This window comes from Actinocorallia lasiicapitis (assembly GCF_054778695.1).
Map to the genome: position 1 here is coordinate 1 of NZ_BAAGZI010000129.1, position 14335 is coordinate 14335.

General features: G+C 70.8%; 13 protein-coding genes. 6 read left to right on the plus strand and 7 right to left on the minus strand.

Annotated elements, in window-relative coordinates:
• Positions 1 to 934, plus strand: a 934-nt coding sequence (locus tag ACYVE7_RS16405; RefSeq protein ID WP_460365568.1) for an MFS transporter, incomplete at its 5' end; no start/stop codon positions are given.
• On the opposite strand, the gene ACYVE7_RS16410 is transcribed toward ACYVE7_RS16405, so the two are convergent.
• The 4 genes from ACYVE7_RS16410 to ACYVE7_RS16425 form a co-directional block, all read right to left on the minus strand.
• Positions 908 to 1135 carry a DUF4287 domain-containing protein gene (locus tag ACYVE7_RS16410; RefSeq protein WP_460365569.1) on the minus strand — a complete coding sequence of 76 codons (228 nt, stop codon included), beginning with the start codon at positions 1133 to 1135 and terminating at the stop codon, positions 908 to 910. The genes ACYVE7_RS16405 and ACYVE7_RS16410 overlap by 27 nt on opposite strands.
• Positions 1136 to 1273: 138 nt before the next feature.
• A complete protein-coding gene (locus tag ACYVE7_RS16415; RefSeq protein WP_460365570.1) occupies positions 1274 to 2491 on the minus strand; it encodes an acetyl-CoA C-acetyltransferase in 1218 nt (405 codons plus the stop codon).
• A 178-nt stretch (positions 2492 to 2669) separates the two neighbouring features.
• Positions 2670 to 4010 (minus strand): outer membrane protein assembly factor BamB family protein, encoded by a 1341-nt coding sequence (locus ACYVE7_RS16420; RefSeq protein ID WP_460365571.1) that lies wholly within the window; start codon positions 4008 to 4010, stop codon positions 2670 to 2672.
• Between the two features lie 39 nt (positions 4011 to 4049).
• Positions 4050 to 5045 carry an SGNH/GDSL hydrolase family protein gene (locus ACYVE7_RS16425; RefSeq protein ID WP_460365572.1) on the minus strand — a complete coding sequence of 332 codons (996 nt, stop codon included), beginning with the start codon at positions 5043 to 5045 and terminating at the stop codon, positions 4050 to 4052.
• 129 nt (positions 5046 to 5174) lie between these two features.
• Here ACYVE7_RS16425 and ACYVE7_RS16430 point away from each other — a divergent pair, with 129 nt between their 5' ends.
• The 3 genes from ACYVE7_RS16430 to ACYVE7_RS16440 all read left to right on the plus strand — a co-directional run bounded on the left by ACYVE7_RS16430 (position 5175) and on the right by ACYVE7_RS16440 (position 8688).
• Positions 5175 to 6545, plus strand: coding sequence for a cystathionine beta-synthase (locus ACYVE7_RS16430; protein WP_460365573.1), 1371 nt, complete (start codon positions 5175 to 5177; stop codon positions 6543 to 6545).
• Between the two features lie 99 nt (positions 6546 to 6644).
• Positions 6645 to 7784: a cystathionine gamma-synthase gene (locus ACYVE7_RS16435; RefSeq protein ID WP_460365574.1), complete on the plus strand. Its 1140-nt coding sequence runs from the start codon at positions 6645 to 6647 to the stop codon at positions 7782 to 7784.
• 25 nt (positions 7785 to 7809) lie between these two features.
• Positions 7810 to 8688: an alpha/beta hydrolase gene (locus ACYVE7_RS16440; RefSeq protein WP_460365575.1), complete on the plus strand. Its 879-nt coding sequence runs from the start codon at positions 7810 to 7812 to the stop codon at positions 8686 to 8688.
• 4 nt (positions 8689 to 8692) lie between these two features.
• Here the strand turns inward: ACYVE7_RS16440 and ACYVE7_RS16445 are convergent, their stop codons facing one another.
• The 3 genes from ACYVE7_RS16445 to ACYVE7_RS16455 are packed head-to-tail and all read right to left on the minus strand — an operon-like array spanning position 8693 to position 12481.
• Complete coding sequence (locus tag ACYVE7_RS16445; protein ID WP_460365576.1) at positions 8693 to 9124, minus strand: DUF2269 family protein; 432 nt, start codon at positions 9122 to 9124, stop codon at positions 8693 to 8695.
• Positions 9125 to 9161: 37 nt separating this feature from the next.
• A complete protein-coding gene (locus tag ACYVE7_RS16450; RefSeq protein WP_460365577.1) occupies positions 9162 to 11105 on the minus strand; it encodes a hypothetical protein in 1944 nt (647 codons plus the stop codon).
• Positions 11106 to 11110: 5 nt separating this feature from the next.
• Positions 11111 to 12481, minus strand: coding sequence for a sigma 54-interacting transcriptional regulator (locus tag ACYVE7_RS16455; protein ID WP_460365581.1), 1371 nt, complete (start codon positions 12479 to 12481; stop codon positions 11111 to 11113).
• Positions 12482 to 12587: 106 nt separating this feature from the next.
• Between ACYVE7_RS16455 and ACYVE7_RS16460 the strand changes: the two genes are divergently transcribed.
• Together ACYVE7_RS16460 and ACYVE7_RS16465 are read left to right on the plus strand one after the other, a co-directional pair.
• A complete protein-coding gene (locus ACYVE7_RS16460; RefSeq protein WP_460365578.1) occupies positions 12588 to 13736 on the plus strand; it encodes an FIST signal transduction protein in 1149 nt (382 codons plus the stop codon).
• A partial coding sequence (locus ACYVE7_RS16465; RefSeq protein ID WP_460365579.1) for an ROK family protein occupies positions 13736 to 14335 on the plus strand: 600 nt, incomplete at its 3' end. The genes ACYVE7_RS16460 and ACYVE7_RS16465, both read left to right, overlap by 1 nt.

The following is a 14335-nucleotide window of genomic DNA, read 5'->3' on the forward strand; positions in this document are numbered from 1 at the left end:
CAGCCGCGACACCGGCGCGCTGCTGGGCGCGCTGCTGCTCAGCGCGGCGGGCTCGGTCGTCACCCCGGCGGCGTACGCGCTGATGGCCGACCATGTGGCACCGGAGCGGCGGCGCGCGGGCTACGCCCTGTTCGGCTGGGGGCTGAACCTGGGCACGGCCGCCTCGGGGGTGCTCGGCGGGTTCCTCGCCGAGCGCGGGTACTGGCTGCTGTTCGCGGTGGACGCGGGCACCGCGCTGCTCTACATCGGGATCCTGCTGGCGCTGCTGCCGGCCGACCGGCCCGCCCAGCTCACCGGAGACGGCGCCGACGACGGCATCGGCTTCGGGGTGGTGCTGCGGGACCGGGTGATGGTGCTGTCGCAGATCCTGATGGGAGTCCAGCTCTTCATCTACACGCTGACCGAGAGCGTCCTGCCGATGGCCGTCCACGACGACGGGCTGTCGCCCGCCGTCTACGGGGCGATGGCGATGGTCAACGCCGTCGCGGTCGTGGTCCTGCAGCCGCTCGCGACGGGGCTGCTGGCCCGGTTCCCGCAGCTCCCGGTCTATCTCGCGGGCAATCTGCTGATCGCCGCCGGGGTGGCGCTGACCGGGGTCGCGGATTCGGCCGGCGGCTACGCGGTGACCGTCCTGGTCTGGTCGGTGGGGGAGGCCGCGGTCGGCGGGATCGCGGCCTCGATGGTGGCCGACCTCGCTCCCGCGCACGCACGCGGGCGCTACCAGGGTGCTTACCAGTGGACCTGGGGGCTGTCCAGGTTCGCGGCCCTGACCGCGGGAGCGACGGTCTATGCCCAAGTGAGCCCCTCCGCCGTGTGGTGGAGCTGTGCCGTCGGCGGTGTGCTGGCCGCCGTGGGGTTCCTGGCGCTGGCGCCCGCCCTGCGGGCACGTCAGGAGGAGGCGGGGGCCTCAGCCCCGGCAGCGGCGGCGGTGTAGTTCGTGTTCGTGGACGAGGGCGACGGCGTAGCCGTGGGAGATTCCGGCGTCGTCGGCCAGCCAGGTGGCTCGTTCGTCCGTCCGGATGAACGACGGTCCGTTCTCGATGGTCCTGAACCACTCGGGGAGGCCACGTCCCGTGACCTGGGGGATTCGCTCGATGAGCTTGCTGTGCATCTCCGGTGAGTGGCTAAAGGACATCGGCGCCTCCATTGGCTCGAGTACTTCTAGTGACTGTGCAACACGTCACGTCGGAAGACAACCCCCAACCAGACACCAAATTGTTACGGCCCCCCGGTTGCACCGAGGGGCCGTACGTGATCGTTGATCTAGAAGAGCCTAGGCGAGACGCTCGAGGATCATCGCCATGCCCTGGCCGCCGCCGACGCACATGGTCTCGAGACCGAACTGCTTGTCGTGGAACTGGAGGCCGTTGATCAGGGTGGAGGTGAGGCGGGCGCCCGTCATGCCGAACGGGTGGCCGACGGCGATGGCGCCGCCGTTGACGTTCAGCTTCTCCAGGGGGATGCCCAGCTCGTCCGCGGACGGCAGGACCTGCGCGGCGAACGCCTCGTTGATCTCGGCGAGGTCGATGTCGTCGATGGTCATCCCGGCGAGCGCGAGGGCCTTGCGGGTGGCCTCGACGGGGCCGAGGCCCATGATCTCGGGGGACAGGCCGGAGACGCCGGTCGACACGATGCGGGCGAGCGGGGTGATGCCCAGCTCGGCGGCCTTGACGTCCGACATGATCACCACGGCGGCGGCGCCGTCGTTGAGCGGGCAGCAGTTGCCGGCGGTGATCGTGCCGTCGGGGCGGAAGACGGGCTTCAGCTGGGAGACGGCCTCGTAGGTGGTGCCGGCGCGGGGGCCGTCGTCCTTGGCGACGACGGTGCCGTCGGGGAGGGTCACCGGGGTGATGTCCTTCTCCCAGAAGCCGTTGGAGTAGCCCTGCTCGGCGAGGTTCTGCGAGCGGACGCCGAACTCGTCCTGGCGCTGGCGGGAGACGCCCTTGAGCCGGGCGACGTTCTCGGCGGTCTGGCCCATCGCGATGTAGACGTCGGGCAGTTCGCCCGCCAGGCGCGGGTCGGTCCAGTCCTGGCCGCCCTCGGAGAGCTTCGCGGTGCGGGCCTCGGCCGGCTGGAACACCTCGTTCTGGGTGTTGGGCATCCCGTCGGACGAGCCGTAGGCGAAGCCGGACACGTGCTCGACACCGGCGGACACGATCACGTCGGCCTCGCCGGCCTTGATCGCGTGCAGCGCCATCCGGGTGGTCTGCAGGGAGGACGAGCAGTACCGGGTGATGGTCGCGCCGGGCACGGTGTCGAGGCCGAGCAGCACGGACACGACGCGCGCCATGTTGTAGCCCTGACGGCCGCCGGGGAGGCCGCAGCCGAGCAGGAGGTCGTCGATGCTGTTGGGGTCGAGCTGGGGCACCTTGTCCAGGGCAGCCTGGACCATCAGGGCGGTGAGCTCGTCGGCGCGGAAGTCCTTCAGGGACCCCTTGAACGCACGGCCGATGGGGGACCGGGCGGTTGCGACGATGACTGCCTCGGGCATGGTTTTCCTCTCTCCGGACCGAGCGAACCTACCGGCCGGTAGCTTCGAGGCCCATTCTAGGACCAGATTCTAGAAAAGAGGCACGGCGGGCACCACGTCCGGACCCCCTCCAGACGCGGCGCCCGCCGTGGGCTTGATGAAGCGGCAGGTCAGCGGCCGCTTTCCGGGTGCGCGGTGATCAGCCGTACATTCCCGGCTCGGTAGTGGTGGAGTCCCTGACGCCGTGCAGCGCGCCCCGATCGTCACGCCAGACCCGCCAGCCGTCGACGGAACCGGTGTACCAGGACGGCGGCGGCGTGATCTTGTCCGACCGCTTGCCGGCGGCCAGATCGTAGGCGCACAGCGCGGCGACGGGGTAGAAGCCGTCCGGCTGGCCCTTGATTACCAGCTTCGCCGGATCGACCGTGCAGAACGACCAGGTCCGCAGGTTCTTGGGGTCGGCGGGCTTGGCGGCGCGCAGGTCGAACGCGGTGCCGGGCCGGTCGCGGGTGAGGAAGCCGATCGACGACAGGTCGGACGGGAACGACAGCCACCAGGCCGAGTCCTTCGGCGGGGTCACCGCGGGCACCTCGACGAGGGTCCGGCCGGTGGCCGGGTCGAGCTGGGCGAAGCCGCCGTAGCCGCCCTTGCCGTCGGTCTCCCGGGTGATCAGCGAGATCGCCGGGCTGGCCGACGGGTAGACGCGCAGCAGCCTGGTCCGCGCCCAGCGGGGTTTGCCGGTGGCCAGATCGAGCCCGAAGAAGCCGAACGCCGACAGCTTCTTGCCCTTCTTGGCCTGATAAGGCGCGACATAGCCGAGCATGAGATCGCCGGACCGGCCGAACGACCAGCCGCCCGACAGGTTGACGCCCTTGCCGACCGCCCGCTCGACCGGGAACGACCACTGGCCCTTGCCCGTCGCGGCGGCCCTGGACTCCAGGGTTGGGTGCTTGGCCATCCGGAACACCACGACCCGGTCGGCGTCGGCGTGCTCGACCTCGGCGATCCCCGCGACCGTCCAGCGCTGCTTGCCGGACGCGCCGCTCAGGACGACGAACCGGGCGTTCTTCTTGGCCGTGTTCTCCGACAGGCAGATGTCGGCGCCGCAGGCGACCGGGCCGAACGTCGAATGGACGGGCCTGGTCCACTGCTGCTCGCCGCTCCGGGCGTCCCTGGCCACCAGGGTGGCGTTCCACTTGCCGGTCTTCTGTGGCTCGACCGCCACCACCAGACCGGCACCGACGGCGGGCGGCTGCACACCCATCCCGCTCAGCCGGCCGACCATGGTCGCGGGCTTCGCCCACAGCCGCTTGCCGTTGGTGACGTCGTAGACGGCCGTCTCCAGCGAACCGTCGGCCTTCAACCCTGTGACGGCCGTGACCCCGCCCCCCGTGATCGGCTTGCTGACCACGTTGACCCCGGTGTCGGCCCAGCCGACGGCCGCCTCCGCGCTGTCCTTGCCGGGACCGCTCGAACAGCCCGCCACGAGCAGTGCCGGAACGAGCGCGGGGAGTAGTCGCTTCTGGGCGGCCGAAGGCATAGGGATGCTCCAGGGGGTCGGTGCCTTCGGGGGAAGGCCTTACGGGCTGACCGGGGACCGGCCCACCTCGGCCGGAGCGGGCGAGGCGCCCCGGCGCAGAAGCTGCACCCAGAAAGGTGCGCCGGCGCCGCCCGTCACCTCGGTGCCGGGCTTCTCCGCGGCCGAAGCGGCCGCGAGGTAGATGGGCAGAACTCCCGCACCGCGCTCCGGTTCGAAACCCTCGGTTTCCGGCTCGAATCCGAGTGCGGCTGAGAGAGACGGTAGCACCGCGGCGGCCGCCGCAGCGTAACCTCTCGCAGACGGATGGTAACGATCGGCGGAGAAGAACTCCCTCGGCTCCCGGGCGAAATCACGGCCCAGCAGGTCGCCCAGCGAGACCGTCCGGCCGCCCGCGCGCACCACCACCACGGTCTGCGCGGCCGCGAGCTGCCGCGACGTCCGCTGGGCGATCCAGCGCAGCGGCTGCATCACCGGTTTGACCGAGCCCAGATCAGGGCACGTCCCGACGATCACCTCGCAGCCCGTCTCGCGCAGCCGGACCACGGTCTCCTCAAGAAACCGCACCGACTCGGCGGCGGCCACCCGGGCCGTCACATCATTGGCGCCGATCATGATCACCGCGGCGTCGGGCTTCGCCGCGAGAGCCCCGGGCACCTGGGCGAGCATCATCTCCGTCCGGGAACCCGACACCGCGACGTTCGTCAAGCGCACCGGCCGGCCCGCCGTCGCCGACAGCCCCGCCGCCAGCAGCCCCGCCATCGTCTCGTCGGCCTCCGTGACGCCGATCCCGGCCGCCGTCGAGTCGCCGAGCACCGCGAACGAGATCGGCTCGCCCGGCAGATGCCCGCCATAGACACCGTCCGTGACCGGCGGCAGCAGACTCGCCGACCCCAGGATGATCTTCCGGGCGAGTTTCGCCTCCATCACGAGAAGGCCGAAGGTGAGCCCTCCCAACGCGGTCAGGCCGCCGCCCCCGAAAGCCGCCGCGGTGACGATGCGGCGGGTTGTCAACGCCCGGATCATCTGTTGGCTCACCACTCCCTAGCTGGGTTAGTGTCAATTGGGGAATGTATCCGCTCGACCGCCGCGAAACGCCGGGCGAAACGGAGTGGAAACACGGACAGCATTCCCGATTCGTAGGCGCACAAAGACAAGGACGTCCTGGTGCAGGTACATGACTCACTGGTCTCACTGATGGGTAACACCCCGCTCGTCCGACTGCGGAAGGTCACCACCGGGCTCGAAGCCCAGGTGATCGCCAAGGTCGAGTACTTCAACCCGGGCGGGTCGGTGAAGGACCGGATCGCGGTACGGATGATCGACGCCGCGGAGGCGTCCGGGGAACTGAGGCCCGGCGGGACGATCGTGGAGCCGACGTCCGGCAACACCGGGGTGGGACTGGCCATCGTCGCGCAGGAGCGCGGCTACAAGTGCGTTTTCGTCGTGCCCGACAAGGTGGCGGCCGACAAGGTGAACGTCATGCGAGCCTACGGTGCCGAGGTCGTGGTCTGCCCGACCGCGGTCTCCCCTGAACACCCCGACTCCTACTACTCGGTCTCCGACCGGCTCGCCAGGGAGATCCCCGGCGCTTGGAAGCCCGACCAGTACGCCAACGAGGCCAACCCCCGCTCCCACTACGAAACCACCGGCCCGGAGATCTGGGAGCAGACCGAGGGGAAGATCACACACTTCGTCGCGGGGGTGGGCACGGGCGGCACGATCTCGGGCACCGGCCGCTACCTCAAGGAGGTCAGCGACGGCCGAGTGAAGATCATCGGCGCGGACCCGGAGGGCTCGGTCTACTCCGGCGGCACCGGCCGTCCGTACCTGGTGGAGGGTGTCGGCGAGGACATCTGGCCCGAGACCTACGACCGCGGCATCTGCGACGAGATCATCGCGGTCTCCGACAAGGACTCCTTCGCGATGACCCGCAGGCTCGCCCGCGAGGAGGGCCTCCTGGTAGGCGGCTCCTGCGGCATGGCCGTAGTCGCCGCCCTCCGCGTAGCCGAACAAGCCGCCCCCGACTCCGTCATCGTCGTCCTCCTCCCCGACGGCGGCCGCGGCTACCTCTCAAAAATCTTCAACGACGAGTGGATGAGGGACTACGGGTTCCTGTCCACGGCCACCGACGAGGCGAAGGTCGCGGACGTCCTGGCCCGCAAGGGCGGCCAGCTTCCCGAGTTCGTCCACGCGCACCCGCACGAGACCGTCGGCCAGGCCATCGAGATGATGCGCGAGTTCGAGGTCTCCCAGCTCCCCGTCATGAAGGAGGAGCCGCCCGTCATGGCAGCCGAGGTCGTCGGCTCCATCGGTGAACGCGAGCTCCTCGACGCGCTGGTCAAGGGCCGCGCCACCCTCGCCGACGAGCTGTCGGCCCACATGTCGCCTCCGCTTCCGATGATCGGCGCGGGTGAGCCGGTGTCCCGGGCGGTGGGGGAGATGGAGAAGGCGGGGGCGCTCGTCGTCCTCGATGACGGCAAGCCCACCGGCCTTCTCACCCGCCAGGACGTGCTGGCGTTCCTGGCCGCTACTTAGTTCCTGGCCGCTACTTAGAGGCGAACCGGCGGGGCTTCGCGGCGGGGGCGCTCGTGCGTCCACGCCGTGGGGCGGATGCCGGGCGCGTAGCCTGGGGGGATGAGGAATCTGGGGTTCGAGACGCTTGCGATCCACGCCGGACAGGAGCCGGATCCGAGCACGGGGGCGGTCGTGCCGCCGATTTATGCGGTGTCTACTTACAAGCAGGACGGGATCGGGGGGCTGCGGGGCGGGTATGAGTACAGCCGGTCGGGGAACCCGACGCGGACGGCGCTGGAAGAGTGCCTGGCGGCCGTCGAAGGGGGTGCCAGGGGGCTGGCGTTCGCCTCGGGGCTCGCGGCCGAGGACACCGTCCTGAGGACGCTGTGCCGGCCCGGCTCGCACGTCGTCATCCCCGACGACGCCTACGGCGGCACCTACCGGCTGTTCGCCCGGGTGTACGAGGAGTGGGGCGTGTCCTACACGCCGGTGGCACTGCAGGACGTCGCGGCCGTCCGGGCGGCGATCCGGCCCGAGACCGTCGCGATCTGGGTGGAGACCCCGACCAACCCGCTGCTGAACATCGCCGACATCGCGGCCATCGCGCAGGTCGCGCAGGCGGCCGGCGCGAAGCTGATCGTCGACAACACGTTCGCGTCGGCGTACCTGCAGCAGCCGATCGCGCTCGGCGCCGACATCGTGGTGCACTCCACGACCAAGTACATGGGCGGCCACTCCGACGTCGTCGGCGGCGCGCTCGTCGCGGCCGACGCGGAACTGGGGGAGCGGCTCGCCTACCACCAGAACGCGATGGGCGCCGTCGCCGGGCCGTTCGACTCCTTCCTCACCCTGCGCGGGATCAAGACCCTCGGCGTCCGGATGGACCGGCACTGCGACAACGCCGAGAAGATCGCCGACCTGCTGACCAGGAACCCGAAGGTCGCCAAGGTGCTCTACCCGGGCCTGCCCGACCACCCCAACCACGAGGTCGCCGCCAAGCAGATGAAGCGGTTCGGCGGGATGGTCTCCTTCCGGATGGGGTCGGAGGAGGAGGCCGTACGGGTCTGCGAGTCGACGACCCTGTTCACGCTCGGCGAGTCGCTGGGCGGCGTCGAATCGCTGATCGAGCACCCCGGCCGGATGACGCACGCGTCCGCCGCGGGCTCGCCGCTGGAGGTCCCGGCCGATCTGGTCCGGCTGTCGGTGGGCATCGAGGACGTGAACGACCTCATCGCCGATCTGGAAGCCGCACTTGACTGACGGTTTACCACTAGGCTGCTGCCCCATGCGCGTGCTTCGGTCGATCTTGGCCCTGTCGGTCGGTTTGGTGTGCTTGCTCGGCTTCTCGGCCGTCCCCGCGGAGGCGGCGGCAAAGAAGAAGGTCCTGCTGAAGACCGTCGCGTTCGGCAAGGCCGCCGAGCAGAAGATCGCGGTCTACCAGACCAGGGCGACGGGCAAGAAGCGCCCCGCCATCCTGCTGATCCACGGCGGGTACTGGTGGGGCGGCAGCTACCGCGACAACAAGGGCCTCGCGCAGGACTTCGCGCGCCGCGGCTATGTGGTGTTCTCGGCCGGTTACCGGCTGAGCCAGCAGGAGCCGTGGCCCGCGCAGCGCGACGACTCCGAGGCGGCCGTCACCTACATCCACCGCAACGCCAAGAAGCTCGGCGTCAACGCCAAGCGGATCATCGTGGTGGGGACTTCGGCGGGCGGCCAGCTCGCGACCATGGTCGGCACGTACGGGCAGGCGGGCAAGCGGGTCAGGGCCGTGGTGGCGCTGTCGCCCGTCACCGACCCGCTGATCGGCTACCTGCAGGGCGGCAAGAGCGACGCCGACCGGTACACGCAGCGGCTGCGGATGTCGGTGGTCCAGCTGCTGGGCTGCACGCCCGTCTGGCACGACCCGGTCTGCTGGCCGCAGCTCACCGACGCCACCCCCGCCGAGCACGCGGGCAAGGGCGACGCCCCGATGCTGATCTTCCACTCGGCGAAGGACTTCGTGGGCGCCGACCACAGCGTCGCCCTCCGCGACGACCTGCGCAAGGCCGGGGTCCCCGTGCAGATCGCGACGGTGCCGGGCGCCTACCACGGCACCACGCTGCTGGCCCACAACAAGAAGGCCTACGCCAAGATGATGAGCTGGATCGCCGCCCGCGCCAAGTAGCGGGTCAGTGCCAGACCATCAGGATCAGCACGATGATCCAGAGCAGCACGATGATCCCGGACAGGGAGGAGATCCGCGCGACCTGCGCGGTCACCTCGGGCGCCTTGCCGTCTTCGGCCGCCTCGACGGCCGCCAGGCACTTGCGCTGGTCCCGTTCGACGATCACCAGCAGCACCAGCGAGACCAGGAACAGCGTCATCGACGCCGACAGCCACATCTGGTCGAACTTGCCGCCGGCCAGGAACAGCCCGAACAGCAGGACGCCGAGCGACGCCACCGAGTAGATCTGCGTCGTCCTGGACAGGAAGCGCAGGATGGCCGCGTCGCCCGCGCGGACGTGGCGGGGCGTCGCCATCAGGACGGCGGTCAGCGGCCCCAGGGCGAAGACGGCGAACCCGATGTGCAGGATCTCCAGCAGGTGATCAGCGGTCGACATCCCTCGACAGTAACCCGGCGGCGCCGCTCTGGCCCGTTCATGACTCGCGGCGTGCCCGCAGATAGTCGCTGACGACGTACTCGCCGAGCCGCCCGGGGTCGGGGGAGAAGACCCGGCCGCCGTTGCGCCGCGCCACCTCCTCCACGAACCCGACGAGCCGCCGGTCCTCGGCGAGCATGAAGACGTTGAGGGTGGCCTTCCTGCGCGTCATCTTGTCGACTTCGGCGTAGGTCAGGGCCAGGGTCTCGGGGGCGGGCGGGTAGTCGAACAGGGAGCGTCCGTCGTGCCGGAGGTGGGCGGTCGGCTCGCCGTCGGTGACGACCAGGATGATCGGCTCGAAGTCGGGGTGGCCGTCGAGGTGGCGTCCGGCGAGCATCAGCGCGTGGTGCAGGTTGGTGCCCTGGACCATGTCCCAGTCGAGGGTCGCCATCTCGGTCGGGTCGAGCACGCGCGCGTAGTTGGAGAAGCCGATGATCTGGATGGAGTCCTGCGGGTACTTGCTGGTGACCAGGGAGTGCAGGGCGAGCGCCGTCTGCTTGGCGACCGCCCACGTGTTCCGCAGGACCATCGAGTAGGACAGGTCGACGAGCAGGCAGACGGCGGCGGCGGTGCGGCGTTCGGTCTCCTGGACCTCGAAGTCGTCGGGCTGGAGCCGGACGTGCGACGGGTCGCGCATCACGGCGTTGGCGACGGTGCGGACCACGTCCAGGGGCTGTTCGTCGCCGAACCGCCAGGGGCGGGTGGTGCCGGTGAGTTCGCCCGCCTGGCCGGCGTCGCGCTGGGCGTGGTCGCCGCGCGGGCCGCTCTTCAGGCCGTCGAAGACTCGGCGGAGCGCCGTCTCGCCGAGCCGCCGGACGGCTTTGGGCGTCAGCTCCAGCCGGCCGCCCTTGCGGCGCAGATAGCCCTGCCGTTCCAGCTCGGCCTCGATCCGGCGGAGTTCGGACAGGTCGTCGACGGCCTGCCGGCCGAGCGCCCGGCGGACGGCGTTCTCGTCGACGTCGGCGAGGCGCGCGCCCGGGTAGTCCTGGGCGAGGGAGTCCTCCAGTTCGGCGAGGTCCGCGAGGTCGGCGAGGGCGCTGGTGGCGTCGCCGAGGCCGAGGGGGCTGTCGCCGGACAGGGAGGCACCGCCCGTCCAGTCGAGGTCGGGTCTGCGGGTGCGCAGGGCGCCGCCGAGCCGCGACATCTCCAGTTCGAGCCCGGCGTCCTGCATCGACTCGGCCATCAGGGCGGCGAGTTCGTCGCGCTGTTCGTCGGTGAGCGAGTTGAGCAGCCGCTGGAGGGCGGCGGAGCGGCGGGCCAGGGAGTCGACGAGCTCCTCCAGGGTGCGCGGCTGGTCGGGGAAGAACGCGCCGTACTCGCTCATGAACCGGTCGAAGTCGGCTTGGCGGTGCTCGCCGCGGGCGTCGGCCTCGAGCATGGCGTTGAGGGCGGCCATCATGTCGCGGACCAGGGCCAGGGTCCCGGCGCCGCCGGCCTGGAGCGTCTGCTTGAGCCCCTGGAACTGGGAGTCCAGGATCTCTTCGCGGAGCAGGCCGCGGAGCTTTTCGAAGGTGGCGCGGGCGGCGGCCGAGCGCCAGGAGTAGTCGCGGAGCGCCCGGACGGCGCGCGCGGTGTCGGACGGCAGGACGGCCAGTTCGGCCTCGCGCAGACGGGCGTCGTCGGACGGGTCGGGGAACAGTTCGGCGCGTTCCTGGTCGATCGCGGTGTCGAGCAGGGCGCGGGCCTGCTCCAGGGTGCCGTCGAGACGGCCGCGGTCGCGCAGCGCGGCCCGGCGTTCGCGGACCTGGCGGAGCAGATCGTCCAGGCCCTGGCGGCGGCGGGCGCCGTCGAGGCCGCGGCGGAGCAGGTCGCGCAGCGCCTCGTTGACGCTCGCGCCGTTCAGGACGTCGTCGCCGACGGAGTCCAGCGCCTCCCGGACGTCGTAGGGCGGGGCCAGCGGGTCGGGGCCCTCACGGTAAGGCCCGTACCGGTATGTACTCATCAGTCCTACATTCGGTAGGTCGAAGATCCCTCGCCGGAGACGTCCTTGGAAAGCCGGCGCGTCAGGAACAGCCCTTCCAGGGCGAACTCCAGCGCGGACGCGGCCTGGCCGGGCGACTCGCCGTCCAGCTCCAGCAGCGACATGAGCTTGCCGAGCCCGCGGATCTGGCCGACCCGCTGCAGCAGCTCAGCCGCCGGGACGAGCTCGCCGGTGTCGACCGATTCGCCCCGGTCGAACTTGTCGAGCAGCCCGGACAGGTCCGCGGAGCCGAGGGTGTGCCGGTAGGTCTCGGCGGTCGCACGGCGCAGCAGATGCTCCAGGACCTCCTGCTCGCGGCCCTCCTCGCTGACCTCGAACTCGACCTTGCCCATCAGGGTCGGCACGATCGCCGGCAGATCGCAGACCCGGGCGACGGCGTGCTCCTCACCGGCCAGCGCGGCCCGGCGCAGCGCGCCCGCCGCCACCGTCTCGGCCCCCGCGATCGAGAACCGCGCCGACACCCCGGACCGCGCGTCGACGGCCTTGGAGTCGCGGACCAGCCGCGTGAACCTGGCCACCACCTCCAGCAGGTACTTCGGCACCTCGGCGGCGAGCTCCGCCTCCTGGACGATCAGATCAAGCTCGGTGTCCAGCGCCAGCGGGTAGTGGGTGCGGATCTCGGCGCCGAACCTGTCCTTGAGCGGGGTGATGATCCGGCCCCGGTTGGTGTAGTCCTCGGGGTTGGCGGAGGCCACCAGCAGGACGTCCAGGGGGAGCCGCAGGGCGTACCCGCGGACCTGGACATCGCGCTCCTCCAGCACGTTCAGCAGCGCCACCTGGATCCGTTCGGCCAGGTCGGGCAGCTCGTTGACGGCAAAAATGCCCCGGTTGGTGCGGGGGACGAGCCCGTAGTGGACGGTCTCGGGGTCGCCCAGGGTGCGGCCCTCGGCGACCTTGATCGGGTCGACGTCGCCGATGAGGTCGCCGACCGAGGTGTCGGGGGTGGCGAGTTTCTCGGCGTACCGCTCGTCGCGGTGGCGCCAGCCGATCTTGAGCTCTTCGCCCTCGGCCGCGGCCAGCCGCTTGCAGCGGACGCAGACCGGCGCATAAGGGTGATCGTTGATCTCGCAACCGTCGATGACGGGGGTCCACTCGTCCAGCAGGCCGGTGAGGGTGCGGATCAGCCGGGTCTTGCCCTGGCCGCGTTCGCCCAGCAGCACCAGATCATGACCGGCCAGCAGCGCGCGCTCGAGGTGCGGCAGGACCGTCTCGTCGAACCCGACGATCCCCGGGAAGCGGGGCTCGCCGGTCCTCAGGCGCGCCAGCAGGTTCTCTCGCAGCTCGGCCTTGACCGAGCGGTGGACATGTCCAAGGGAGCGGAGCTCCGCAAGCGTCATGGCGCGCGGTGATTGCACCTAAATGAGGTTACGTCCCGATCGGCATGACCGCACTGTTTACACAGCGGTGGTTTCAGAACGCCCACTTGCCCGGTTGAATCGAAACATGACGCGTTTCGGTGACGGGCTCGCGCAGGGACCGGATCTGCACGTCGCGGCGGAACTGGCCGTCAGGCGGGCGACCGAAGGTCTCGACGGACGGGCCGATCTGCTCTGCGTTTTCGTCAGCGGTGACGACCCCGCGGAGGTCGAACGGGCCGCCAGGCACGCCATGGCCTGCGCCGACGCCCGAACCGTGCTCGGCTGCAGCGCGTCCGGAGTGATCGCCGACGGCCGGGGCGTCGAACGGCCGGGCGCGGTCAGCGCGTGGGCCGGAATGCTGCCCGAGGGCGCCCGGATCGAGCCGTTCCGGCTGGAGGCGCTCCGCGCCGAGGACAGGCTGATCGTGGTCGGGATGCCCGACGCCCAGGACGACGACGTGGCCGGCATCCTGCTGGCCGACCCCTATTCCTTCCCCGTCGACGCGTTCGTCGAACGCTCCGAGGAGGTGCTGCCCGGCCTGCCGCTGGTCGGCGGGCTCGCCGGCGGGCAGGAAGGCGGCACCCGGCTGTTCCTCGACGGCAAGGTCGTCGAGGACGGCGCGGTCGGCGTGGTCATCGGCGGGCCCGTCCAGGCGACGACCCTGGTCAGCCAGGGCGCGCGCCCCATCGGACCGCTGATGACGATCACGTCGGCCGAGCAGAACGTCCTGTACGAACTGGCCGGCGCGCCCGCGCTGGAGAAACTGGAGCAGATCGTCCTGGCATTGCCCGACCGGGAGCGGGAACTGGCCGCCCGCGGGCTGCTGATCGGCGTCGCCATGGACGAGTACGCCGACGAGCACGAGCAAGGCGATTTCCTGGTCCGCGGCGTCGTCGGGGTCGACGCCGACACCGGGGCTCTCGCGATCGGAGATGTGGTGGAGACCGGACAGACAGTACGGTTCCAGGTCAGAGACGGCGAAGCGGCCGACTCTGATCTGGCCGGGCTGGTGCGCGGCTTCGACCTCGGCCCGATCGAAGGGGCGCTGCTGTTCTCCTGTAACGGGCGGGGCGAGGCGATGTTCGCCTCCTCCGACCACGACGTCAGGGCCTTGGCCGGTTTCGGCTCCGTCGGCGGGTTCTTCGCCGACGGGGAGATAGGACCGGTGGGCGGCCGCAACCACGTGCACGGCTTCACGGCCTCGATCTTGGCCTTCGGGAAGGACGGGAACTGATGACCGACGAACGGGTCCTCGCGATCGACATCGGCGGCACGAAACTGGCCGTCGGACTGGTCGATCCCGGGGGCCGGGTGGAGACCTACGAACGGACCGAAACCCCCAAAGTGGACGCCGAGGGGCTGTGGCGGACGTTGGAGGCGTTGCTGGAGAAGCTTCCCGAGACCGACCTCCTGGGGGTCGGGGTCGGGTGCGGCGGGCCGATGGAGTGGCCGTCGGGCGAGGTCTCCCCGCTCAACATGCCGGGCTGGCGGGGGTTCCCGCTGCGGAAGCGGCTGGCGGAGCGCTACCCGGATCTGCCCGTCCGGGTGCACAACGACGCGATCGCCGTGGCCGTCGGGGAGCACTGGCGGGGCGCGGGACGGGGCAGCCGGAACGTGCTGGGCATGACGGTCTCCACGGGGGTGGGCGGTGGGCTCATCCTCGGTGACCGGCTCATCGACGGGGCGTCCGGCAACGCCGGGCACATCGGCCATATCGTCGTCGATCCCGGCGGGCTGCCCTGCAAGTGCGGCGGCCGGGGCTGTCTGGAGGCCATCGCCCGCGGGCCCGCGCTCGCCGCGTGGGCGCAGGCGGAGGGCTGGCGGTCCGAGCAG